This window comes from Paracoccus sp. ME4, assembly GCF_046736325.1.
GTDB lineage: Bacteria > Pseudomonadota > Alphaproteobacteria > Rhodobacterales > Rhodobacteraceae > Paracoccus.
The window spans coordinates 2,998,647-3,022,315 of record NZ_CP151276.1; the positions used below are offsets into that span (position 1 = coordinate 2,998,647).

General features: G+C 68.7%; 24 protein-coding genes. 14 read left to right on the plus strand and 10 right to left on the minus strand.

The genetic code is table 11. The features are described 5' to 3' along the window. Nucleotides 1–2 precede the first annotated feature (2 nt). The 8 genes from adh to AACG61_RS15305 form a co-directional block, all read right to left on the minus strand. Nucleotides 3–1,529 carry an aldehyde dehydrogenase gene (gene adh, locus AACG61_RS15270; protein WP_411837955.1) on the minus strand — a complete coding sequence of 509 codons (1,527 nt, stop codon included), beginning with the start codon at nucleotides 1,527–1,529 and terminating at the stop codon, nucleotides 3–5. Nucleotides 1,530–1,646: 117 nt separating this feature from the next. Then, on the minus strand, nucleotides 1,647–2,618 hold the full coding sequence (locus AACG61_RS15275; protein ID WP_411837956.1) for a GAF domain-containing protein: 972 nt from the start codon (nucleotides 2,616–2,618) through the stop codon (nucleotides 1,647–1,649). A 78-nt stretch (nucleotides 2,619–2,696) separates the two neighbouring features. Further along, nucleotides 2,697–3,920 (minus strand): ABC transporter ATP-binding protein, encoded by a 1,224-nt coding sequence (locus AACG61_RS15280; RefSeq protein WP_411837957.1) that lies wholly within the window; start codon nucleotides 3,918–3,920, stop codon nucleotides 2,697–2,699. Nucleotides 3,921–3,932: 12 nt separating this feature from the next. Next, nucleotides 3,933–5,474, minus strand: a complete 1,542-nt coding sequence (locus tag AACG61_RS15285) for an alpha-amylase family glycosyl hydrolase (protein ID WP_411837958.1) — start codon at nucleotides 5,472–5,474, stop codon at nucleotides 3,933–3,935. Then, nucleotides 5,471–6,604, minus strand: a complete 1,134-nt coding sequence (locus AACG61_RS15290) for a carbohydrate ABC transporter permease (protein ID WP_411837959.1) — start codon at nucleotides 6,602–6,604, stop codon at nucleotides 5,471–5,473. The genes AACG61_RS15285 and AACG61_RS15290 overlap by 4 nt, the downstream gene beginning before the upstream one ends. After that, nucleotides 6,604–7,599, minus strand: coding sequence for a carbohydrate ABC transporter permease (locus AACG61_RS15295; protein ID WP_411837960.1), 996 nt, complete (start codon nucleotides 7,597–7,599; stop codon nucleotides 6,604–6,606). Before AACG61_RS15295 ends, AACG61_RS15290 begins: the two co-directional genes overlap by 1 nt. Nucleotides 7,600–7,657: 58 nt before the next feature. After that, nucleotides 7,658–9,013 carry an ABC transporter substrate-binding protein gene (locus AACG61_RS15300; protein ID WP_411837961.1) on the minus strand — a complete coding sequence of 452 codons (1,356 nt, stop codon included), beginning with the start codon at nucleotides 9,011–9,013 and terminating at the stop codon, nucleotides 7,658–7,660. 88 nt (nucleotides 9,014–9,101) lie between these two features. Further along, nucleotides 9,102–10,160 carry a quinoprotein relay system zinc metallohydrolase 2 gene (locus AACG61_RS15305; RefSeq protein WP_411837962.1) on the minus strand — a complete coding sequence of 353 codons (1,059 nt, stop codon included), beginning with the start codon at nucleotides 10,158–10,160 and terminating at the stop codon, nucleotides 9,102–9,104. A gap of 155 nt (nucleotides 10,161–10,315) precedes the next feature. Here AACG61_RS15305 and pqqA point away from each other — a divergent pair, with 155 nt between their 5' ends. From pqqA to AACG61_RS15360, 11 genes are all read left to right on the plus strand, one after another. Beyond that, nucleotides 10,316–10,408 (plus strand): pyrroloquinoline quinone precursor peptide PqqA, encoded by a 93-nt coding sequence (gene pqqA / locus AACG61_RS15310; protein ID WP_111299049.1) that lies wholly within the window; start codon nucleotides 10,316–10,318, stop codon nucleotides 10,406–10,408. Between the two features lie 72 nt (nucleotides 10,409–10,480). Beyond that, nucleotides 10,481–11,362 carry a pyrroloquinoline quinone biosynthesis protein PqqB gene (gene pqqB / locus AACG61_RS15315; RefSeq protein ID WP_411837963.1) on the plus strand — a complete coding sequence of 294 codons (882 nt, stop codon included), beginning with the start codon at nucleotides 10,481–10,483 and terminating at the stop codon, nucleotides 11,360–11,362. Continuing rightward, on the plus strand, nucleotides 11,359–12,111 hold the full coding sequence (gene pqqC, locus AACG61_RS15320) for a pyrroloquinoline-quinone synthase PqqC (protein WP_411837964.1): 753 nt from the start codon (nucleotides 11,359–11,361) through the stop codon (nucleotides 12,109–12,111). Before pqqB ends, pqqC begins: the two co-directional genes overlap by 4 nt. Further along, nucleotides 12,108–12,401 (plus strand): pyrroloquinoline quinone biosynthesis peptide chaperone PqqD, encoded by a 294-nt coding sequence (gene pqqD, locus AACG61_RS15325; protein ID WP_411837965.1) that lies wholly within the window; start codon nucleotides 12,108–12,110, stop codon nucleotides 12,399–12,401. Before pqqC ends, pqqD begins: the two co-directional genes overlap by 4 nt. Continuing rightward, the gene (gene pqqE, locus AACG61_RS15330) at nucleotides 12,398–13,534 is read left to right on the plus strand and encodes a pyrroloquinoline quinone biosynthesis protein PqqE (RefSeq protein WP_411837966.1); all 1,137 of its coding nucleotides are present in this window, start codon (nucleotides 12,398–12,400) and stop codon (nucleotides 13,532–13,534) included. Before pqqD ends, pqqE begins: the two co-directional genes overlap by 4 nt. Nucleotides 13,535–13,538: 4 nt before the next feature. Further along, entirely contained in the window at nucleotides 13,539–14,333 is a 795-nt protein-coding gene (locus AACG61_RS15335; RefSeq protein WP_411837967.1) for a quinoprotein dehydrogenase-associated SoxYZ-like carrier, read from the plus strand. 120 nt (nucleotides 14,334–14,453) lie between these two features. Continuing rightward, nucleotides 14,454–15,161 carry a response regulator transcription factor gene (locus AACG61_RS15340; RefSeq protein ID WP_411837968.1) on the plus strand — a complete coding sequence of 236 codons (708 nt, stop codon included), beginning with the start codon at nucleotides 14,454–14,456 and terminating at the stop codon, nucleotides 15,159–15,161. Beyond that, nucleotides 15,161–16,312 carry an FIST N-terminal domain-containing protein gene (locus AACG61_RS15345; RefSeq protein WP_411837969.1) on the plus strand — a complete coding sequence of 384 codons (1,152 nt, stop codon included), beginning with the start codon at nucleotides 15,161–15,163 and terminating at the stop codon, nucleotides 16,310–16,312. Before AACG61_RS15340 ends, AACG61_RS15345 begins: the two co-directional genes overlap by 1 nt. Next, nucleotides 16,302–17,621, plus strand: coding sequence for a hybrid sensor histidine kinase/response regulator (locus AACG61_RS15350; RefSeq protein WP_411837970.1), 1,320 nt, complete (start codon nucleotides 16,302–16,304; stop codon nucleotides 17,619–17,621). The genes AACG61_RS15345 and AACG61_RS15350 overlap by 11 nt, the downstream gene beginning before the upstream one ends. A gap of 89 nt (nucleotides 17,622–17,710) precedes the next feature. Further along, nucleotides 17,711–18,325 (plus strand): hypothetical protein, encoded by a 615-nt coding sequence (locus AACG61_RS15355; RefSeq protein ID WP_411837971.1) that lies wholly within the window; start codon nucleotides 17,711–17,713, stop codon nucleotides 18,323–18,325. Continuing rightward, nucleotides 18,322–18,657: a hypothetical protein gene (locus AACG61_RS15360; RefSeq protein ID WP_411837972.1), complete on the plus strand. Its 336-nt coding sequence runs from the start codon at nucleotides 18,322–18,324 to the stop codon at nucleotides 18,655–18,657. Before AACG61_RS15355 ends, AACG61_RS15360 begins: the two co-directional genes overlap by 4 nt. Before the next feature lie 10 nt (nucleotides 18,658–18,667). Here AACG61_RS15360 and ubiB read toward each other — a convergent pair whose 3' ends face one another. Continuing rightward, a complete protein-coding gene (ubiB, locus tag AACG61_RS15365) occupies nucleotides 18,668–20,200 on the minus strand; it encodes a 2-polyprenylphenol 6-hydroxylase (RefSeq protein ID WP_045982308.1) in 1,533 nt (510 codons plus the stop codon). A gap of 4 nt (nucleotides 20,201–20,204) precedes the next feature. Further along, nucleotides 20,205–20,951: a bifunctional demethylmenaquinone methyltransferase/2-methoxy-6-polyprenyl-1,4-benzoquinol methylase UbiE gene (gene ubiE / locus AACG61_RS15370; RefSeq protein WP_411837973.1), complete on the minus strand. Its 747-nt coding sequence runs from the start codon at nucleotides 20,949–20,951 to the stop codon at nucleotides 20,205–20,207. A 75-nt stretch (nucleotides 20,952–21,026) separates the two neighbouring features. Between ubiE and mutM the strand changes: the two genes are divergently transcribed. From mutM to rpsT, 3 genes are all read left to right on the plus strand, one after another. Then, nucleotides 21,027–21,872, plus strand: a complete 846-nt coding sequence (mutM, locus tag AACG61_RS15375; protein WP_411837974.1) for a bifunctional DNA-formamidopyrimidine glycosylase/DNA-(apurinic or apyrimidinic site) lyase — start codon at nucleotides 21,027–21,029, stop codon at nucleotides 21,870–21,872. Nucleotides 21,873–21,942: 70 nt separating this feature from the next. Then, on the plus strand, nucleotides 21,943–22,719 hold the full coding sequence (locus AACG61_RS15380) for an enoyl-CoA hydratase (RefSeq protein WP_411837975.1): 777 nt from the start codon (nucleotides 21,943–21,945) through the stop codon (nucleotides 22,717–22,719). Nucleotides 22,720–22,878: 159 nt separating this feature from the next. Then, nucleotides 22,879–23,148 carry a 30S ribosomal protein S20 gene (gene rpsT, locus AACG61_RS15385; protein ID WP_411837976.1) on the plus strand — a complete coding sequence of 90 codons (270 nt, stop codon included), beginning with the start codon at nucleotides 22,879–22,881 and terminating at the stop codon, nucleotides 23,146–23,148. Nucleotides 23,149–23,669 lie beyond the last annotated feature (521 nt).

Consider the following 23,669-nt stretch of genomic DNA (forward strand, 5'->3'; position numbering starts at 1 on the left):
TGTCAGAAGAAGCCCAGCTTCTTGGGGCTGTAGCTGACCAGCATGTTCTTGGTCTGCTGATAGTGGTCCAGCATCATGCGGTGGTTCTCGCGCCCGATGCCCGACTGCTTGTAGCCGCCGAAGGCCGCATGGGCCGGATAGGCGTGATAGCAGTTGGTCCAGACCCGGCCCGCCTGGATGGCCCGGCCGAAGCGGTAGCAGGTGTTGGCATCCCGCGACCACAGCCCGGCGCCCAGACCGTAGAGCGTGTCGTTGGCGATCGACAGCGCCTCGTCATGGTCCTTGAAGGTGGTCACGGACACGACCGGCCCGAAGATCTCCTCCTGGAAGACGCGCATCTTGTTGTGGCCCTTGAAGACCGTCGGCTTGATGTAGAAGCCGCCCGACAGCTCTCCGCCGTGATCCGCGGCCTCGCCGCCGATCAGCACCTCGGCGCCTTCCTTGCGACCGATGTCGAAGTAGCTGAGGATCTTCTCCTTCTGCTCACTGCTGGCCTGCGCCCCGATCATCGTCGCGCTGTCGCGCGGGTCGCCCTGCACGATGGCCTCGACGCGCTTCAGCGCCTTCTCCATGAACCGGTCATAGATCTTCTCGTGGATCAGCGCGCGCGACGGGCAGGTGCAGACCTCGCCCTGGTTCAGCGCGAACATCACGAAGCCCTCGATCGCCTTGTCGAAGAAGTCGTCATCCTCGCGGCAGACATCCTCCATGAAGATGTTGGGCGACTTGCCGCCCAGCTCCAGCGTCACCGGGATCAGGTTCTCGGACGCATACTGCATGATCAGGCGGCCGGTGGTCGTCTCGCCGGTGAAGGCGATCTTGGAGATTCGCGGGTTCGAGGCCAGCGGCTTGCCCGCCTCCAGGCCGAAGCCGTTCACGATGTTCAGCACGCCCGGCGGCAGCAGGTCCGCGATCAGCTCGGCAAAGACCATGATCGTGGCCGGGGTCTGTTCCGCGGGCTTCAGCACCACGCAGTTGCCGGCCGCGAGCGCCGGCGCCAGCTTCCAGCAGGCCATCAGCAGCGGAAAGTTCCACGGGATGATCTGACCCACCACGCCCAGGGGCTCGTGGAAATGATACGCGATCGTGTCGTTGTCGATCTCGGAGATGCCGCCCTCCTGCGCGCGCAGCACGCCCGCGAAGTAGCGGAAATGGTCGATGGCCAGCGGCAGGTCGGCGGCCATCGTCTCGCGGATGGGCTTGCCGTTGTCCCAGGTCTCGGCCGTGGCCAGCAGCTCCAGGTTCTGCTCCATCCGGTCGGCGATCTTCAGCAGGATGTTCGAGCGTTCCGTGGTCGAGGTCCGGCCCCAGGCCCCCTTGGCCTTGTGGGCGGCGTCCAGCGCGGCCTCGATGTCGTCGGCGTTGGACCGGGCGATCTCTCCGATCTCGGCGCCGGTGATGGGCGTGGTGTTGGTGAAGTACTTGCCCGACTTGGGCGCCGCCCATTCGCCGCCAATGAAGTTGTCGTAGCGGCGGGCAAAGGGCATCACGCCCACGCCCTTGAATTCGTGCGTCTGGTCGTTCGGCATCGGTTCCTCCTCCTCAGGATGACAGCCCCCGGATCTCCCGGTCCGGGTATGGGGCCAGCGTCGGACGCAAGGTGATTCGGAGCAACCGCCGATCCACGCCGCAGCGCAGAAGCTGTCTCACGATCGAGACAGTCCCCCGTGATTTTCGCTCAAGCCCAACCGCGCCATGCGCCGATAGAGCGTCGCGCGACCGACCCCCAGGGCGCGTGCGGCAGCCGAGACGTTGCCCTCGGCCCGCGCCAGGGCCCGCATCACCGCGGCCCGTTCGGCGCGGTCGAAGCCGGTCAGATCGTCCTGGCGGCCCAGCAGGTCGGCGGCCGGGCGCGGCCGGATCGCACCCTCGCGCTCCAGCCCCAGGGCGCGGCGGGCGGCGCGGGTCGCGCCGATGGCCAGGTCGTCCTTGTCCACCGCCAGCAGCACCGCCTGATCGCTCTGATCGTCCGAGGCCATGACGATGCGCGCGTCCGGAAAGCTCTGCCGGAAGAAGGTCGCCTCGATGGCGCGCGCGGTCTGCGCCACCTGCGCCGAGATCAGCCGGTTGTAGCGCTCGGTCTGGTCGGCGCGCGCGCTGCTGACGTCCAGCGCCGCCAGAAGCCGCCCGTCCGGCCCCCAGATCGGCGCGTCCATGCAGGACATGGCGGTGTTGCGGGTGTGGAAATGCTCGTCGCGATGGATGGTCAGGGCGCGCCCCTCGACCAGGCAGGTGCCGATGCCGTTGGTGCCCTGCGCGGCCTCGGACCAGTCGGCGCCCTGCCAAAGGCCCCAGTCCCGGAACTGCGCCGCATCGGCATCCGACACGCGCTGGTCCAGCACGATCCCCTGCGCGTCGGTCAGCAGCACGTTGCAGCCCGACAGGCCGACGAGGTTGTAGAGCTGATCCAGCTGCGGCCCCGCGACCGTCAGGAAGGACCGCATCGCCTCCAGCCGGTCGGCCAGCTCGGCATCGGACAGGCGGTCGGGGCGACGGCGGTCTGCCGGGTCCAGCCCGTGCTTCAGCATCGACCGCCGCCAGGACGCGGCCAGCGCCGAGGTCGCGCTGCGGGACTGCGACTGCGCGGCCACAAGCTCCGCGTGGTTGCGTTCGGTCATGATCTCCCCCTCAGGATGGGGGGACTATAGCACGGTTTTCGGGCCGCGACCTGCGACTTTGGTCGCAGCCCGCAGGTCTCAGCGGACCGGGCCCTCGGGGATCACGACCCCGTCGACCGCGCGGTCGCGCCCCTTGTCGGGATGCGCGGGCGTGCCGCCCATGCTGCCCGAGGGCGCGGCGATGCGCGGCTGATACGGCGGCAGGCGGTCGGCCCCGTCGCGATACAGCAGCGACTGCCCCTTGTGGAACAGGTGCAGCGCATGGGGATCGGCGGTCAGGCGGACGCGCCGCCCCTTCAGGTCCGGGTGGATGCCCGGCAGCTTGGCGGTGATCGGCGCGGCCTCGGCCCCGGTGCCGAAATAGAGCAGCGTCACCTCGCCCAGGGCCTCGGTCAGATCGACCGTCCCCTCGAAGACCGGGGTGCCGTCGGTCTCGCGCATGTCCTCGGGGCGCACGCCCAGATTGACGGCCATGCCCTCGTCGCCGGCACGGGTCGGGATGGCGACCTGCGCCTCCAGCCCGCCGTCCAGCGCGACCGTGGTCATCGCCCCCACGGTCTTGACCCGACCGGGCAGCAGGTTCATCGCCGGGCTGCCGATGAACTGGGCCACGAACTCGGTCATCGGGCGCTCGTACAGCTCCAGCGGCGCGCCGACCTGGGCGATGCCGCCGCCGGCCAGCACCACGATGCGATCGGCCAGGGTCATCGCCTCGGTCTGGTCGTGGGTGACGTAGATCATCGTGCGGTCGGGCATCGAGGCCTTCAGCTGCGCGATCTCGATGCGCGTCGCCACCCGCAGGGCGGCGTCCAGGTTCGACAGAGGTTCGTCGAACAGATAGACCTGCGGGTCGCGCACGATGGCGCGGCCGATGGCCACGCGCTGGCGCTGACCGCCCGACAGCGCCTTGGGCAGGCGGTCCAGATAGGGCGTCAGCTGCAGCATCCGGCCCGCCCGGTCGGTCGCGGCCTGGATCTGGTCCTTCGACTGCCCCGCGATCTTCAGGGCGAAGGCCATGTTGTCGCGCACCGTCATGTGCGGATAAAGGGCATAGGACTGGAACACCATCGCGATGCCGCGCTGGCTGGGCGGGATGTCGTTCATCACCCGCCCGCCGATCTTCAGCGTGCCGCCGCTGATCTGCTCCAGCCCCGCGATCATCCGCAGCAGCGTCGATTTCCCGCAGCCTGACGGGCCCACGAACACGATGAATTCGCCCGACCTGATATCCAGGTTGATGTCGCGCAGCACCTGCACGTCGCCATAGGACTTGGCGACATCGGTCAGTTTCAGATCGGCCATTGCGGTTCCCCCCTATCCTTCGATGATCTGGACCTGCCAGGGCGTCAGCCCCTCCGCGTCCTGGTCGGACAGGTTCGCGCGGATCTGCAGGGTCTGCTGGGCGTCGGCGCGGCGGAAGGACAGCACCGGTCCCTGCGCGCGGATGTCGGTCATCGTGCCGCCGCGCAGCGCGCTGTGCTTGCGCCGCAGCCCGATCGCCCACCGGTAATGGTGCAGCATGGACTGGGCGTCAGCCTCCTGGCCCACCACGGTGCGCTGCAGATGCGTGTGCGGCACGGGCAGCCACGGCTGGCTGGTCGAGAAGCCGCCGTTCACGCCCATGTCCCAGACCATCGGCGTCCGGCAGCCGTCGCGGCCCTTGAACTCGGGCCAGAACTCGATGCCGTAGGGGTCGCGCAGGTCCTCGAAGGCCAGCTCGGCCTCGGGCAGGCCCAGCTCCTCGCCCTGATAGAGGCAGACCGACCCGCGCAGGCAGACCAGCACCGTCGCATAGGCCTTGGCCGCCTGATCGCTCAGGTTCCAGCGGCTGATGTGGCGCACCACGTCATGGTTCGACATGGCCCAGCAAGGCCAGGCATTGGGCGCGATCGCCTGCAGCTTCTCGAAGACCTCGACCACGCGCGCGGCGGGCAGGTCGTCCCCCGACAGGAAGTCGAAGACATAGGACATCTGCACCCGGCCCGGCACGCCGGTGTATTCCTCCAGGAGTTCCAGCCCGCGTTCGCTGTCGCCGATCTCGCCCACCACCGACGCGCCATAGGGCGTCAGCGCCTGGTTGAACTTCTCCAGGAAGGCCAGGTTCTCGGGCTGGGACTTGCTGTAGCGGTGGCTCTGGTGGTTGTAGGGGTTCACGGCGGGGGCGGTGTCGGCCTTGCGCAGCTCCGGCGGCAGGGCCGGGTTGTCGCGCAGCTGCGCGTCGTGGAAATAGAAGTTGATCGTGTCCAGCCGGAAGCCGTCCACGCCCTTGTCCAGCCAGAACCGCGCCATCTCGATCAGGGCGTCCTGGACGGCGGGGTTGTGGAAGTTCAGGTCCGGCTGCGAGGTCAGGAAGTTGTGCAGGTAATACTGCTCGCGCCGCGCATCCCACTGCCAGGCGCTGCCGCCGAAGATCGACAGCCAGTTGTTGGGCGCGGTCCCGTCGGGCTTCGGGTCGGACCAGACATACCAGTCGGCGCGCGGGTTGTCGCGGCTGGCGCGGCTCTCCTTGAACCACGGGTGCTGGTCCGAGGTGTGCGACATCACCAGGTCGATCATCACCTTCAGGCCCAGCTCATGGGCGCGTTCGACCAGCCAGTCGAAATCCTCCATCCGGCCGAAGATCGGGTCGATGCCGCAATAGTCGCTGACATCGTAGCCGAAATCCTTCATCGGCGAGGTGAAGAAGGGCGAGATCCAGACCGCATCCACGCCGAGCGACGCGACATAGGGCAGGCGCTGCGCGATGCCGGCCAGATCGCCGACCCCGTCGCCCGTCGTGTCCTGAAAGCTGCGCGGGTAGATCTGATAGATGATCCCGCCCTTCCACCAATCCGTCGTCTGTTCAGTCAAGTTCATCCACCTTTCACGGAGCCGGCCAGCAATCCGCGGACCAGGTATTTCTGCATGGCGAAGAACACCAGCAGGGGCACCGCTATCGAGATGAAGGCGGAAGTTGCAAGGATCTCCCATTCACCTCCGCGCGATCCCATCAGTTCGCGCAGCAGGCCGGTCATCACCAGCTGCTCGCGCGTGTTGCCCAGGAACACGGTCGCGACCAGCAGGTCGTTCCAGACCCACAGGAACTGGAAGATCGCGAAGCTGGCCAGCGCCGGGAAGGACAGCGGCAGGATGATCCGGCGGAAAATCTGGAACTCGGTCGCGCCGTCCACGCGCGCGCTCTCGATCACCTCGCGCGGCAGGCCGACCATGTAGTTGCGCAACAGATAGACCGCCAATGGCAGGCCGAAGCCGGTATGGGCCAGCCAGATGCCCAGATAGCCCTTGCCGATGCCCAGATCGTTGTGCAGCCGCAGAAGCGGGATCAGCGCCACCTGCAGCGGCACGACCAGAAGCCCCACCACAGCCGCCGTCAGCAGCGCGCGGCCCGGAAACTCCATCCAGGCCAGCGCATAGGCCGCGAAGGCCGCGATCAGGATCGGGATGACGGTCGCGGGGATGGTCACCGTCATGGTATTCATGAAGGCGCGCCCCAGCCCGCCCGCGGTCAGCACGCGGTTGTAGTTCTCGGTCGTGAAGGAGGGCGGAGACATGGTGGTGGTGAAGATCCGCTCGCCCCGGCGCATCTCGAAGGGCTGGGCCGAGGTCATGCGATAGCTGCCGTCCTCGGTCACGGTCAGCTCGATCCCGTCGTCCAGCGGCACGGTGGCGCCGGGCTCGAACTCGGCGGGGCGGCGGGCATTGGTGCCCCAGGCCGTCAGCTCCTGCGTGCCCTCCAGCGCGCTGCCCTCGATGACATAGAGGTCGCCCTCCTGCACCTGGTCGTCGCCCGTGCCCGAGCGCACGAAGCCGGTCTGCACCGACCCCGAGAAGGACTGCCACCACCCCGAGGTGGAGATCTGGTCGCGGTCGCGGAACGACGACACGAACAGGCCCAGCGTCGGGATCGTCCACAGCAGCACCAGCAGGAAGGCCGCGATGTTGACCGCCCAGGCCAGCGACGACTTCTGTCCAGCCATCCCCTCCATCAGCGGACCTCCTTGCGGGCGTTGTAGATGTTCCAGACCATGATGGGCGTCACCAGGATCATCAGCACGATGGCGATGGCCGATCCGCGCCCGTAATCGGGCGTGCCGCGGAACATCCAGTCATACATCAGGTTGGCCAGCACCTGCGTGCCCCATTGCCCGTTGGTCATGACGAAGACGATGTCGAAGACCTTCAGCACCACGATGGTGATGGTGGTCCAGACCACCGCGATGGTGCCCATGATCTGCGGCACCTTGATCTTGAAGAAGACCTGCAGGGGGCTGGCGCCGTCCAGGATGGCGGCCTCGATCGTCTCCTCGGGGATGCCGCGCAGGGCGGCCGACAGGATGACCATGGCAAATCCGGTCTGGATCCAGACCAGCACCACCATCAGCAGCAGGTTGTTCCAGCCCGGCAGGGTCAGCCAGATCTGCGGCTCTCCGCCGAGCTGGGTCACGATCCAGTTCAGCAGGCCGATCTGCGTCTCGCCCGAGGCGCGGTATTCATAGATGAACTTCCAGATGACGCCCGCGCCGACGAAGCTGATGGCCATGGGCATGAAGATCAGCGACTTGCCGATGTTGCCCCATTTCAGCCGGTCGGTCAGCTGCGCGGCCAGCAGCCCGAACAGCGTCGCCAGCGCCGGCACCACCAGAAGCCACAGCATGTTGTTCAGCATCGATTCGCGGAACTTGGCGTCGTTCAGCAGCCACAGATAGTTGTCGGCGCCCACGAAGCGCGACCCGTTGGCGTTGAACAGCGAGCTCCAAAAGCTGTCGATGACCGGATAGACCAGATAGGTGGTCAGGAACAGGATGGCCGGTCCCAGGAACAGCCAGGGGCGGATCTGGTTCGCCCGGCGGATGTTGTCGCCCGCCTGCGGCCCGCGCGGCGGGAAGATGCGGTCCAGAAGCCAGTTCGACCCCCAGAACCAGGCCACGCAGCCAAAGACGCCGATCGCGATCGTGCTGACCGCCAACCACAGCAGTTCCATTTCCCGTCCCCCCTGGTTGAAGGGGCGCGGCGACCACGCCGGGCCGCCGCGCCGCGTCTCAGTTCAGCGAATCCCAGGTCGCCTGGATGCGGTCGGCCACGTCCTGCGCCGAGGCGCCGCCGACGAAGTCGATCATCCCGGTCCAGAACGCGCCCGCGCCCACCGCGCCGGGCATCAGGTCCGACCCGTCGAAGCGGAACACCGTGGCATCGGTCAGGATCTCGCCCATGCGGCGCACGGTCGGATCACTGTAGGCCTCGGGGTTCACGCCCTTGTGGGGGGTGACAAAGCCCTGCTGCGACATCCAGATCTCATGCGCGAGCGGGGTCTTGAGGAACTCGACGAAGGCCATCGCGGCGGGGTTGTCGGTCAGCACCGAGAACAGCGTGCCGCCGCCCAGGATCGGCTGGCCCAACTCGCCCGAGGCGGGGGCGGGCATGTAGAAGAAGTCGGCATCCTCGCCCACCACGGTTCCCTCGGGGAAGAAGGTCGTGATGAAGCTGGCCTGGCGGTGCAGGTAGCAGGCCGGGGGGCTGGCGAACAGGCCCGCGGGGCTCTCGCGGAAGTCGGTCGCGCTGACCGACCCCACGCCGCCCGCGACGAAGTCGGGGTTCTTGGCGAACCAGCCGAACTCGTCGATCGCGGCCACGACCTTGGGGTCGTTGAACGGAATCTCGTTCGTGGTCCACGCGTCGTAATCCTCCGGCGTGGCGGTGCGCAGCATCAGGTCCTCGACCCAGTCGGTCGCGGGCCAGCCGGTCGCGCCGCCCGAGACCAGGCCGATGCACCAGGGCGTCTCGCCGTCGGCGGCGATCTGTTCGGTCAGCGCCTTGAGATCCTCGTAGGTCTCGGGGATTTCATAACCCGCATCCTCGAAGTTCTCGGGGACGTACCAGACCAGCGACTTCACGTCGGCCTTGTAGGGGAAGGCGTAGAGCGCCTCGGCCCCGTCCGGCCCGGCATAGGTGCCCAGTGCCGCCCAGTCCGCGCCCGCGGCATAGTTCTCGACCAGCCAGTCCGAGGTCTCCTGCCCCAGGGGCTTCAGGAAGCCCTTGGCGGCCAGGTCGGCGGCCAGGCCCGGCTGCGGCAGAACCGCCACGTCGGGGGGCGATCCGGCCTCGCTGTCGATGACGATCTGCTGCTCGAAGCTGTTGGAGCCGGAATAGTTCGCCTGCGCGCCGGTCGCCTCGTTGAAATAGGCGATGACCGACTGGAACAGCTCCTGGTCGCCGCCCAGCCACGGGCCCAGGATGTTGAAGCTCTGGCCCTCCAGGTCGGGATGGGCGGCCTTGAACTCCTCCAGGCTGGCCCAGTTGATGCGGTCGTCGCTGCCCGGCTCGATCACCAGCTGCGCCTGCGCCATCCCGGCGCCCAGGGCGATGATCGCCGCGGTCGTGTAGAAGGTCTTTTTCACGTCTTCCTCCCAGAAGCCTGCCCGGTCGCTGATCGCCGGGCTGTTATCGCCAACATCTGCCAGATTTCACGAACCAGTCAAACGCTTCTCATTCCCATTCCAGTTCCTTGTAGGCGGCGGTCGCATCGCGCGCGACCGTGACGTCATAGTCATTCCACGGATCACGCAATCCTTGCAAGGCCTTGACGATGTCGGGGACGGCTTCGGACAGCGGCAGGCCGCGGTCGATCGCGGCGCGGGTGCTGTCGGCAAGCGCTTTCAAAAACGCCGCCTGCGGAGCCGCGACCTGCGCCCATGATTCGCCGACCGGTCCGTGGCCGGGCACGATCCAGCGTGCCCCGGCGGCCGGGTCGCTGTCCAGCCATTCCAGCCAGCCGCGCAGCGACCCGTCCACCACCGGCGTCAGGTCGCGAAACAGCAGGTCGCCCGCGAACAGCGTCGCGCTGCGCCGGTCCGTCACCGTCAGGTCGTTGTCGGTATGGGCGGCGGGCCAGGCGCGCAGGTCCAGCTCCCTGTCGCCCAGATCGAGCGTGGCGCGATCCTCGACCAGCCGGTCGGGCATGGCGACGGCGGTGCCGATCCACTCCCGCGCGGGATAGAGGTCGCGGACCAGCCGCAGATAGCCGTCGGCCCGCGCCTGCAGCGCGGCAGGCATGGCGTGATGGGCCACGACCTGCGCCCCGGCCTCGGCCAGCACCGCCGCGCCCAGCACATGGTCGGGATGCATATGGGTCAGCACGACATGCCGGATCGGCAGATCGGTCCGCCGCCGGATCGCGACGTAGAGCGCCTGCCCCTGCGCCCGCGTGGTTCCCGCGTCGATCACCGCGACCGCGTCGCGCCCGATGACCACGCCGAGGTTGGCGATATGCCCGTCGGCGCTGTCCTCCATCGCGACGGGCCGGCCGGGATGGACCAGGACGCCGGGCGAAAGCGCCTCCAGCGGCAGGGCGGGCAGGTCGGCATTCGGGATGCAGTCGGGCGTCCCCGCCACCAGGTCCTCCCGCCCCGCCATCCAGTCCGACACGACGGGACCCGCCGCCGCCAGACAGCTCGCGGGGTCGGACGAATCGCCGCGGGGCAGAAGGATCTTCGCGCATTGATCGGTGGCCAGGGCCAGGCAGACCGGCAGAATCAGGTGGAACATCGGCGATCGAACCCTCCCTGCCGCCCCGAAAGGCACCGCCATCACGAAATGGTCACGCGGTTACGACCTTTGTCGTGTTGATTCATCCTGCCTCTGGACTAGATTAAAATCCAGTCGCCTTCCGAGCGGCACATGGCATGTAGGAGGAGCACAACATGGCCTGGACCAAACCCACCCTGACCGAGATCGCCTGCGGCATGGAGATCAACATGTACGCCCCGGCCGAGGACGAGCCCGTCCTGTTCTGAGCCTGACCGGACAGGCAGGAATGCGGCCCCGTCCGAGTTGCTCGGGCGGGGCCCTGTCATGAGGCGGAACCGATGCGGATCATCATCCTCGGCGCGGCGGCGGGCGGCGGCCTGCCGCAATGGAACTGCGGCTGCGGCCATTGCGATGCCGCACGCGCAGGGCGCATCCCGTCCATGACGCAGAGTTCGATCGCGGTGAGCGCCGATGGGCTGACTTGGGCGATCCTGAACGCCTCGCCCGACATCCGCGCACAGCTGCAGGCGACGCCGGCGCTGCATCCGACCGGGCCGCGTGCCGTGCCGTTGCGCTCGGTGCTGGTGACGAATGGCGACATCGACCATGTGGCAGGGCTCCTGACCCTGCGCGAAAGCCAGCCCTTCGATCTGTTCGCGACGCAGACCATCCATGATGCGCTGGCCGCGAATCCGATGATCGCGGCGGTGAACCCCGATCACGTCCCGCGTCGCACCGTTGCGTTGGACCGGACCATCCCGCTGGCCCCCGGCCTGACCGCGACGTTGTTCGCCGTGCCGGGCAAGGTGCCGCTCTATCAGGAGGGCGCGGTGGTCGAGACCGGCCTGATCGGAGAGACCACGGTGGGGGTGGAGCTGCGCGCAGGCGACCGGCGCGCGCTGTACATCCCCGGCTGCGCCGAGCTGCCCGACTGGCTGCGCCAGCGCATCGCGGGGGCGGATGCGCTGTTCTTCGACGGCACGCTGTGGGACGATGACGAGATGATCCGCATGGGCCTGGGCCGCAAGACCGGCCGCCGCATGGGCCACATGCCGGTGACCGAGACCCTTGCCGCGCTGGACGGCACGCCCCTGGGCCGGCGCATCCTGGTCCACATGAACAATTCGAACCCGCTGTGCGATCCGTCCAGCCCGCAATCGGCCGAGGCCGAGGCGCGGGGCTGGCAGGTCGCCCGCGACGGCATGGAGATCGCGCTGTGAAGGACGTTCAGACCACCCCCCAGTCCCGCGAGGATTTCGAGGCCCGGCTGCGCGCCATCGGGGCCGCGCGCTATCACGACCGCCACCCGTTCCACGCCCGCCTGCATGGCGGTCACTGCACCCCGGACGAGGTGCGGGCCTGGGTCATCAACCGCTGGATGTACCAGTCGCGCATCCCCATGAAGGACGCCGCCTTCATGAGCCGGGTCGAGAACCCCGACCTGCGCCGCGCCTGGCGCAAGCGGATCGAGGATCATGACGGCGGCGCGACCGAGGGCGGCGGCATCCGCCGCTGGCTGGCCCTGGCTGAGGCCGTGGGGCTGGACCCCGACTATGTCGCGTCGGGGGTGGGGATCATGCCGGCGACGCGGTTCGCGGTGGAGGCCTATGTCCGCTTCGTGCGCGACATGCCTTTGCTGGACGCCGTGGCGGCCAGCCTGACCGAGCTGTTCGCGCCGCGCATCCATGCGCAAAGGATCGAGGGGTTGCTGCAGCATTACGATTTCGCCGATGACAGCAGCCTGTCCTATTTCAAAAGGCGCCTGACGGAGGCGCCCGAGGACGTGAAGTTCGGCCTCGACTACGTCCTGAACCATGCGGATACCGCGGAGAAGCAGGACGCCGCCGCCGCCGCCCTGACCTTCAAGACCGATGTCCTCTGGGCACAGCTGGACGCGCTGTGGCACGGCTATGTCGAAGGCAACATCCCCCCCGGCGCCTGGCGTCCCGGAGAGGGGATGCGCGCATGACCCCGCTGATCGAGGCGCAGGACGTCCCCTATCTGCCGCGCGGCGTGCGCCTGCAGGGAGACCGCGTGCGCGGCATTCGCGTGCTGCAGGCCCCCGAACGCGCCCTGCAGCTGGACCAGATCGGCGAGGCGATCCTGTCCGAACTGGACGGCACCCGCAGCCTGGAGCAGATCGTAGCGGGGCTGGCCGCGCGCTACAACGCGCCCGTCGAGCAGATCGCGGGCGATGTGCGCGACTTTCTGACGGGGCTGATCGAACGGCGCATGGTCTTTCTGAAGGACGCGTCATGAAGGACCGGCAGGACCAGCCGCGCGATCTGGACGGCAATCCCGTCACCCCCGGCCTGCCCATGGCGATGCTGGCCGAGGTCACGCATCGCTGCCCGCTGGCCTGCCCCTATTGCTCGAACCCGGTCGATCTGATCCGCGCGTCGCGCGAGATCAGCGCCGATGACTGGGGCCGCGTGTTCCGCCAGGCGGCCGATCTGGGGGTGCTGCAGGTCCATATCTCGGGGGGGGAACCCGGCGCGCGGCGCGATCTGGCGCAGATCGTGGGGCATGCGCGGGATGCGGGGCTGTATGTGAACCTGATCACCTCGGGCATCGGCATCACGCTGGAGCGGCTGCAGGAGCTGGACCGCGCGGGGGTGGACCATGTCCAGCTGTCCCTGCAGGGCATCCGCCCCGACATGGCCGATCGTATCAGCGGCCATCCCGGGTCCTGGGACAAGAAGATGGCCTTTGCCGATTGGGTGACCGAGATCGGCTTTCCGCTGACCATCAACGCCGTCGTCCACCGCCAGAACATGGAGCGCCTGCCCGACATGATCGACCTGGCCGAAGGCCTTGGCGCCCGCCGGATCGAAGTCGCGACCGTCCAGTTCCACGGATGGGCCGACCGCAACCGCGCCGCCCTGATGCCGACGCGCGACCAAGCGGAAGCCGCGCGCCAGGTGGTGAACGCCGCCCGCATCCGCCTGCGCGGGCGCATGGTCATCGACTATGTCCCAGCCGATCATCACGCGGTCTATCCCAAGGCCTGCATGGGGGGCTGGGGCTCGACCGGGCTGAACGTCGGCCCGGACGGCACGGTCCTGCCCTGCCACGCCGCCCAGACCATCGACTGGATGCGGTTCGAGACCGTGCAGGATCGGTCCCTGTCCGACATCTGGCACCTGTCCGACAGCTTCAACGCGTTTCGTGGCACCGCCTGGATGCCCGAACCCTGTCGCGGCTGCGACCGCAAATCCGTCGATTTCGGCGGCTGCCGGTGTCAGGCCATGGCGCTGGCCGGGGATGCGCGCGCGACCGATCCGGTCTGTTCGAAATCTCCGCTGCATGCCGGGGTCGTGGCGCGCGCCGAAGGGGACGCCGCCGCCACGACCACCGACTTCGTCTATCGGAGGATGTCCAAGGGAGGATAGGGCAATGGGACGATGGCTGATCCTGGCGGCGGCGCTGATGGCGACGCCCGCCACCGCGCAGGAGAACGCGCTGCAACCCTCGCCGACATGGGAGGATCTGCGCGGCGCGGTGCTGGACATGGATGCCGATCCGCCCGTCGACGCGGGCGTGCTGGACCTCGAGGCCCCTGCCCGCGCCCATGACGCGGCCATCGTGCCGATCCGCCTGACCCAGCCCTCAGGCGCCCCCGCCATCGAATCGCTGACCCTGGTCATCGACGAGAATCCCGCCCCCGTCGCTGCCGAATACGGCTTCGGCGCGGCGCTGATGCCCTTGGACTTCGAGGTCCGCGTCCGCGTGGACAGCTATTCCGACGTGCGCGCGATCGCCATGGGCGCGGACGGGGCGCCGGTGATGGCGGGGCGCTTCGTCAAGGCGGCGGGCGGCTGTTCGGCACCCGCGGGCAAGGACATGGCCGCGGTCGAGGCGACGATGGGCCAGATGCGCTGGCGCAGCGAGGCGCAGCAGGATGCCGCCATCGGCACGCTGATGATCCGGCATCCGAACTTCTCCGGGCTGCAGCGCGATCAGGTCAGCCTGCTGACCATCCCTGCCCATTTCATCGACCGGCTGGAGGTGCGCCAGGGCGCGGAGCTGCTGTTCACCATGTCGGCCGGGATCTCGGTCAGCGAGGACCCGGTCTTCCGCTTCCGCTATGTCCCCAACGGCAAGGACATCCATGTGGAGGTCGAGGATACCGAGGGCGGGCGATGGAGCCGGACCTTCCCGGCGGTGGGGGGCGAAGGCATCAAAAGCTAATCGCCCATCCGACTTTCGTCGCAGCGCGAGACTTGCTTTATGTGCAAGCCGGCCTAGACTGGAACTGCGTCGGCGCCTTCCGGGGAGGAGGGGCGCCGCCACAATTCAGGGAGGAAGGCCATGACAGCAGCAGCCGCACGGGTGCGGTCCGCGCCGTCGCCGCGACCCACCGCAGACCAGGTCCGCGAGATCCTGATCGTGGACGATCATCCGCTGATGTGCGACGCGCTGGCGCTGACGCTGAAGATCAGCTTCGGTCTCAAGAACGTCCGCACCGCCCGCAGCCTGGCCACCGCGGTCGAACAGATCCGGCAGCAGGGCGCGCCCGACGCCGTGATCCTGGACCTGAACCTGCCCGACGCGCGCGGCGCCGAGGGCATCGTGACGCTGCGCCGGCAGCTGCCCGGCGTGCCGATCACCATGATCTCGGCCGATCTGGAGGGGGCGATGATCACCACGGCCATGGCCGCGGGGGCGCAGGGCTATATCAGCAAGTCGCTGTCGCGCGAGGCGCTGGTCGACAGCCTGCGGCGCATGTGGGACGGAGAGCGGGTGACCCCCGAGGGCTACGAGCCCGCGCAGGACGGCGACGATGGCGAGGCCAGGGCCGATCTGGCGCGTCGCTTCGCCTCGCTGACGCCGCAGCAGATGAAGATCCTGCGGCTGATCTGCCAGGGCAAGGCCAACAAGGAGATCAGCTACGAGCTCTCCATCGCCGAGGCCACGGTCAAGACCCACATCACTGCCATCATGTCCAAGATCAATGCCCGCCGCCGCACGCAGGCAGTGCTTCTGGCCAATTCCATCCGGCTGTTCGAGGCCGGGTGATGGACACCGGCCCGGCTGCGAAGGAGGGCGCAACCGGGCCGGTCGCTGTGCAGGCCGACCACGGCGCGACCGACAGGGCCGCGACCTTGCTGGACGGCCTGCGCGGCACCCATCCGTCGCTGGTGCTGATCTTCGGCGCGCAGGGCGACGATCTGGCCGGGCTGCAGGCGCAGCTTGCACCCGGCCTGCCCCCCGACTGCATCTTTGCGGGCTGCTCCTCGGCCGGAGAGATCGGGCCGTCGGGCTATGCCAGCGACAGCGTCGTGGCGATCGGCTTTCCGCGCCGGCATTTCCGCACGGCCTGCCTGCTGCTGGCGGACCTGCCCTCGCTGCCGGTCTCGGACTGGCTGCGGCGGCTGCGGCGGATGGCGCATGACTTCGCCCCCGCTCCCGACCGGCGGCTGTTCGGCCTGCTGCTGAGCGACGGGCTGACCGGGCAGGAGGACGTGGTCGTGGCCACGCTGGACGCCGCGCTTCCGGGGGTGCCGGTGCTGGGCGGATCGGCGGGCGACGGGCTGCGCTTCCGGCGCACCCATCTGCTGTCGCAGGGGCAGGTCCTGTCCGACGTGGCGGTCTTCCTGCTGATCGAGACGGACCTGGCGATCCACGAGGTCACCTTCGCGCATTTCAGCCCCACCCCGGTGCGCGCCGTCGTCACCGCCGCGCAGCCCGAACGCCGCCGCATCCTGGAGCTGAACGCCGAGCCGGCAGCGCTGGAATATGCCCGCCTGACGGGGCTTGATCCCGCGGCGCTGACGCCCACCGAATTCGCGCGCCATCCGCTGCTGCTGCGTATGGGCGGGCGCCACCATGTGCGCGCGATCAGCGCCATCACCGAGGATGACGGGCTGTCGCTGATGGCCTCGGTCGATACCGGCACGGTGCTGACGCTCGGCCGGGTCGAGGACCTGATCCAGGGTTTCTCGGACATGCTGGACGCCCTGCCCGGCCCGCCGCTGATGGTGCTGGCCTTCGACTGCATCCTGCGCCGCCTGGCGCTGGAGCGGGCGGGGCTGACGCAGCGCATGTCGCAGCTCTATCGCCACCACCGCGTAGCCGGGTTCAACACCTATGGCGAGCAGCACAGCGGCATGCATGTGAACCAGACCTTCGTGGGCCTGGCCTTCCTGGAGCCGCCGGATGCTGCGTGAGGACGACCCGCCCGCGCGCCAGATCGAGAAGCTGACGCGCATCAACGCCGTGCTGATCGACCGGATCGAGCGGCTGGAGGAATCGCGCGGCTCGGCCTGGTCGATGTTCCAGGCCGCCGTCGCGCTGGAGCAGGAGGTGAGGGCCCGCACCCGCGACCTGGAGCAGGCCCTGACCGACCTGTCGCAGCGCAACCGCGAGCTGGCCGTTGCCCGCGCCCTGGCCGAGGAGGCGAACCGGTCCAAGACGCGATTCCTGCGCGCGGCCAGCCACGACCTGCTGCAGCCGCTGTCGGCGGCGCGGCTGTTCCTGTCGGCCTTTGCCGACACCCCCCTGGACGCGACGCAGACCCAGCTGACCGAGCGCCTTGGCAGTGCCTTCGAATCGGTCGAGCAGCTGATGCATGCGGTCCTGGACATCTCGCGGCTGGACAGCCAGCGGATCGAGTTCAACCGACAGCCGGTGCCGCTGGACGACCTGTTCCGGCGCCTTGCGGCGGAATACGCGCCGCTGGCGCAGGCCAAGGGGCTGCGGCTGCGCTTCGTGCCGACGACGGCGGTGGTGGACAGCGATCCGATCTTTTTGCGCCGCATCGCGCAGAACCTGGTGTCGAACGCGATCAAGTACACCCAGCAGGGCGGGGTCGTCGTGGGCGTGCGCCGCAAGGGGGCGCTGTGCTGGCTGGCGGTGCATGACACCGGCATCGGCATCCCGGCCGTGGACCGCAACCGCATCTTCGACGAGTTTCAGCGCCTGGCCCATGACGGGGCGACGCCGGGCATGGGGCTGGGCCTGTCCATCGTGCGCCGCGCCTGCGCCAAGCTGGGCCATCCGCTCAGCCTGACATCGGAGGCGATGCGCGGCACGACCTTCCGGGTGGGGCTGCCGCTGGTGGGGGGCATCGCGGACAGCGCGCCACTGCCCGACATCGCGCCGCGCGCGCTGCGCGGCCGGGTGGCCCTGGTGATCGAGAACGACCCGGCGATGCGCCACGGCTATCAGGTGATCCTGGGCGACAGGCTGGGCATGGTGCCGCGCATCGCCGGCGGCACGGCCGAGGCCCTGGCCACCATGGGCGACGAGCCGCCGGACGTGATCCTGGCCGATTACCACCTGGAGAACGGCGACACCGGCTTTGCCGCGATCGAGGCGTTGCGGGCTGCGTCGGACCGCCCCGTGGCCGCGGTGATGATCACCGCGCATCGCGACCCGTCCATCGCGCGGGGCTGCGCGGCGATGGGGGTCCATCTGTTGGAAAAGCCCGTCCGCCCGCCCGAACTGGCCGAGATCCTGGGCCGGCTGCTGGCCTAAGACCAAGGGTGGATGCCGCCTGCGCCGGGGCTTGCGCAGGCGCGCGCCCCGCGCCCATCATGACCCCGGACCGTTTGGGAGGACAGACCATGACCCGTGCCATCGCCCTGGCCCTGATGCTGGGGCTGACCGCCCTGGCCCCGCGCGCAGCCGACGCGGCCGAGGCGGGCGACGCCGTCTTTGCCGAACGCGGCCCTTGGGATCTGGGCGACCGGGTGCTGGAATGGGCGCTGACGGTCGAGGGGCCCGCGGCCGAGGGCTTTCGCCCCGTCCCGGAGGGGCGCATCGCCCTGTCGCAGGGGATCGACCCGTCCGACCAGCAGCCGGTGCTGCAGCTGACCCAGAAGGCCGGGCCGGTGGACCGCAGGATCGGCCCCTTCCCGATCTCGTCCGGGGACCCGGTCCTGACCTTCTTTCTTGAGCAGACCACCCGCGACATGGCGGCGCTGACCGGGGGCAGCCCCTTCTATATCCGCAACCGCATGAAGGAGGCGCTGTTCCGCGGCGGCGATCTGGCCCGGACCGAGGACGGCGTCACGGCCAGCTTCCGGCCCTTCGCCGAGGACCCGAATGCCCCGCGCATGAACGGCTTCCAGAGCCTGACCCTGACCTTCGTGATGGCCGAGCCCGAGGCCCCGATCCGCGAATTGCGCGCCGAGACCGCCGAGGGCGCGACCTATCGCAACCGGATGGTGCTGCAATGAGGGGGGCGGCCGCGGTGGCGTTGATCCTGTCGGCCCTGCCCGCGGGCGCGCAAGGGGTGAACGACTATCCGACCAATGCGCGGGTGGAATATGCCTTCGCCTGCATGGCGACCAACGGACAGACGCGCGAGATGCTGGACCGCTGCTCCTGCGCGATCGACCGCATCGCAGAGATCCTGCCCTACAAGGACTATGTCGGCGCCGAGACGGTCCTGCGCATGCGCCAGACCAGCGGCGAACGCTCGGGGATGTTCCGCGGCATGGCGGCCCTGACCGAGACCGTGGCCACCCTGCGCCGCGCCGAGGCCGAGGCCGAGATCATCTGCTTCTGACCGCCGCGCGTCACAGCGACAGGCCGATCCCCGCGCCTGCCGCCAGCGCCAGCAGCGCGACCAGCCACAGCGGCACCGGCGGGCGGGCCTGGATCAGCGTCAACCGCGTCTCCTCGGGATGGGCGCGTTCCCACAGGGCGCGCTCGATCATGCGCGGCAGCAGCGGGCCATAGCGGCCCACGGTCTGCGCGATCTGGGTCAGGTCGCTGATCGCGGCCTTGGGACCGACGCTGGCCTTGATATAGTCGGACACGACCGGCTTGGCCGCGTCCCAGATGTTCAGGTTCGGGTCCAGCGACCGGGCCACGCCCTCGACCACGACCATGGTGCGCTGCAGCAGGATCAGCTCGGTCCGGGTCGGCATGCCGAAGCGTTCGGTCACCTCGAAGAGGTAGGACAGCAGGTTGCCCATGCTGATGCGGCTGGCATCGGCGCCGAAGATCGGCTCTCCCACGGCGCGCAGCGCGCGGGCGAAGGCCGCCTCGTCGCGGTCGCGGGGGACGTATCCGGCCTCGAAATGCACCCGCGCGACCAGGCGGTAGTCGCGCTGGATGAAGCCGTAGAGGATCTGGGCATAGACCCGGCGGGTGTATTCGTCGATCTCGCCCATGATGCCGAAGTCATAGGCAATGATGTCGCCGTTCGCCGCGACCTTCAGGTTGCCGTGATGCATGTCGGCATGGAAGAACCCATCGCGCAACGCATGCGACAGGAACAGCTGGATCACCCGACGCGCCAGGTCGGTCGTGTCATGGCCCGCCGCGATCAGCGCCTCGCGGTCGCCCATGGGCAGCCCCTCGGCCCAATCCGCGGTCAGCACGCGGCGCGAGGACAGCGCCCAATGTGGCCGAGGGATCTGAAAGCCCGCATCGCCGGCCGTGTTCTCGGCGAATTCGGACGCGGCGGCGGCCTCCAGGCGCAGGTCCTGTTCGCCGGTGACGGTCTTCTCGAAATGGCTGACCACGTCGCGGGGCCGCAGGCGGCGCGTGCCGGGCGAGACCAGCTCGATCAGGCGGGCGCCGAAATGGAACGCGTCGATGTCGCGCCGGAAGGCCGCGCCGATGCCGGGACGCACGACCTTGACGGCGACCTCGCGCCCCGTCTCGCGCACGCGGGCCCGGTGGACCTGCGCGATGGAGGCCGCGGCGACGGGTTCGGAAAACTCGCTGAACAGCTGATCGACGGGGGCGCGCAGCTCTGCCTCGATGGCGGTCTTGGCGATGTCGGTCGGAAAGGGCGGCAGGCGGTCCTGCAGCATGCGCAGTTGTCCGGCCATCTCGGGGCCCACGACATCGGCGCGCGTCGACAGGATCTGGCCGAACTTGATGTAGGCCGGCCCCAGGGCGGTGATGGCGCGGGTGATGGGCGGCAGGGTCGGATCGCCCTTGTAGCCCAGCCAGCGGAAGGGCCAGCCCAGGACACGCGCGGCCAGCCGCAGGCGCATGGGCGCATCGACCGCGTCCAGCACCGCGGCCATGGCGCCGGTGCGTTCGAACGTGGCGCCTGTGCGGATCAGCCGCAGGATGTTGTGGGGTCCGCGCATCGCCCTACAATTTCCAGCCGGAATGCAGGGCGGCGATGCCCATCGACAGGTTGCGCCACTGCACCCGGCCGAAGCCCGCATCGCGGATCATCGCGGCAAAGCTCTCCTGATCGGGGAACTTGCGGATCGATTCGACCAGATACTGATAGCTGTCGCGATCGCCCGTCACCGCCTGCCCCATGGCCGGGATCACGTTGAAGCTGTAGCGGTCATAGGCCCATTGCATCGCGGGCACGGGGATCTGGCTGAATTCCAGCACCACCAGGCGGCCGCCGGGCTTGAGCACGCGGTACGCCTCGCGCAGCGCGTCGGGAATGCGCGTCACGTTGCGGATGCCGAAGCTGATCGTGTAGCGGTCGAAGCTGTCGTCGGCAAAGGGCAGCGCCATCGCGTCGCCCGTGACCCAGGCCAGCCGGTCGGCGCGGTCCACGGCCTCGGCGCGCTTGCGCCCCTCGACCAGCATGGATTCGGTCATGTCGCAGACGGTGACCCGCGCGCCCGGCGCCCGGTCCAGGAAGCGGAAGGCCACGTCGCCCGTGCCCCCCGCCACGTCCAGCAGGTGCTGCCCGTCGCGCGGCGCCAGCCAGTCCATCAGCGCGGTCTTCCAGACGCGGTGGATGCCGACGCTCATCAGGTCGTTCATCACGTCGTATTTCGAGGCGACCGAGGAGAAGACCTGATGGACCATGCCGGCCTTCTGATCCTCGTCCACGGTCCGAAAGCCGAAATGGGTCGTCTTGCTGTCCGTCATGCGCTTGCCGTTTGCCTGTTCCATTGCCAGATAGGTCCGGCGTGCCGCGCGCACAATGCGACGAAAGGAACCCGATTGCCAGAACTGCCGGAAGTCGAGACCGTCCGCCGCGGCCTCGTGCCCCACCTGGAGGGCGCGCGCATCGCCCGCGCCCAGATCAACCGCCCCGACCTGCGCTGGCCGCTGCCGGTGGACCTGATGCAGGTGCTGACCGGGGCGCGCGTCACCGCGCTGCGGCGGCGGTCGAAATACCTGCTGGCCGACCTGGAGGGGCGCGGCACGGTCCTGTGGCATCTGGGCATGTCGGGCCGCATGCTGGTCCAGGGCGCGGGCCTGGGCGAGTTCCACCGTGATCCGGGCGTCCACGCGCGCCACGACCATGTCGTGCTGACCACCGATGCGGGAACGACCGTGACCTTCAACGACGCACGCCGCTTCGGCATGGTCGACCTGATCCGCGAGGGCGCGTCCCATCCGCTTCTGGATCACCTGGGACCCGAGCCCTTCGATCCGATTTTCGACGCGGATTACCTGCGCGCGGCCTTTGCCGGTCGGCGCGTTCCGGTGAAACAGGCGCTGCTGGACCAGCGCATCGTGGCGGGGCTGGGCAACATCTATGTCAGCGAATCGCTTTGGCGGGCGGGCATCGATCCGCGGCGGGCGGCGGGGCGGATCGGCGCGCCGCGCATCGCGGCCCTGGTGGGGCATGTCCGCGACGTTCTGACCGACGCGATCGCTGCGGGCGGATCGTCCCTGCGCGACCATCGCCAAGCCAGCGGAGAGCTGGGCTATTTCCAGCACAGCTTCCGCGTCTATGACCGCGCGGGCCAGCCCTGCCTGCGCGACGGCTGCCCCGGCACCATCGCGCGGATCGTGCAGTCGGGGCGGTCGTCCTTCTGGTGTCCGACCTGCCAGCGGTGAACCGTTGGACGGCTGCGCGGGCCTCTGCTAGGACGGGGGCCACGCAATCTGCCAACGAGGTCCAAGCCCCATGGCCTACGAAACCATCATCGTGGAGATCGAGGACGAGGTCGCCCTGATCCGGCTGAACCGTCCCGAGGCGCTGAACGCGCTGAATGGCGCCCTGCTGGACGAGCTGTCGACCGCGCTGTCGGAGGCCGACCGCAACGACAAGGTCCGCTGCATCGTCCTGACCGGCAGCGAGAAGGCCTTCGCCGCCGGCGCCGACATCAAGGAGATGTCCACGAAGACCTATGTCGAGGTCTATGAGGAGGACCTGTTCGGCGCCCAGATCGAGGCGATCACCCGCGTGCGAAAGCCGATCATCGCCGCCGTCAGCGGATACGCCCTGGGCGGCGGCTGCGAGCTGGCCATGGTCTGCGACTTCATCATCTGCGCCGAGAACGCCAAGTTCGGCCAGCCCGAGATCAACCTGGGCGTCGTCGCGGGCATCGGCGGCACGCAGCGCCTGACCCGGTTCGTGGGCAAGTCCAAGGCCATGGACATGAACCTGACCGGACGCTTCATGGACGCCGCCGAGGCCGAGCGCTCGGGGCTGGTCAGCCGCGTCGTGCCCACCGCCAAGCTGATCCCCGAGGCGATGGCCGCCGCGCGCAAGATCGCCGAGAAGTCCCAGATCGCCACCAAGACCGTCAAGGAGGCCGTCAACCGCGCCTATGAGACGACCCTGCGCGAGGGGCTGCTGTTCGAGCGGCGGTCCTTCCACGCGCTGTTCGGCACAGAGGACCAGAAGGAGGGCATGGCCGCCTTCCTGGAAAAGCGCGAGGCGCAGTTCCGCGACCGGTAGGGGGTTTCCTTTTCCCCGGCCTTGGCCTATAGGCCCGGGCTTACATGCGTGTGGGCCCGCTTTGGCAAGAATCATGTCCGTCCCGGATCAGGGACGGCGCCATGGGGCTTTTGCACGTTCGAGATTCAGACATGCAACAGACCCGATAGGAAGACCCCCATGGCCAACACGCCCCAGTCCAAGAAACGCGCCCGCCAGATCGAACGTCGCACCGACGTGAACAAGGCCCGCCGCTCGCGCATCCGCACCTTCATCCGCAAGGTCGAGGAAGCCATCGCGTCGGGCAATGCCGAGGCCGCGGCCCTGGCGCTGAAGACCGCCCAGCCCGAACTGATGCGCGGCGTGACCAAGGGCGTGGTCCACAAGAACACCGCCTCGCGCAAGGTGTCGCGCCTGGCGGCCCGCGTGAAAGCCCTCTCGGCCAACTGATCCACAGGGACCGCGATCCCGCGATTCCCCCGGCACGACCCCGATCGGGCGCAGGCGAAAGCCTTGCGCCCGATTTTCTTTTCCGCACGCCATGCGCGGGAAAGATGAACGAATTCAGCGCCTTATTAAAATTGTCAATCGAGTCAAGGGCATCGCAGATTCGCTTCGACCAAGTTTGTGTCAAGCGCATAGTTCGGTTGCGGCTATCCACAAGCTGGGGCTAGTTTCCTCCATGCGATTCACGTCGCTTGGGGACGGGCCAGGCCCTGTGGACAGATCGGTTGATCCGTCCGGGACGATGGCCGGGCCGCGAAGATCATCTCTTGCGCCTTCGGGTTCACGGCATCCGGCTGCCACCGGGTGATGGGAATCCCTGTCCAGATCGAGACCGGGCCGACGCCCGAAAGCGGATGCGCTGCATCCGCCGGGCGTCCTGTTTTCGTGTCCGACCCAAGCGTCGTGGCGGCTGTCCCGTCGGGAAAACCCGGCGGGGATTGGGGACAGGCACGGGAAACGGGACG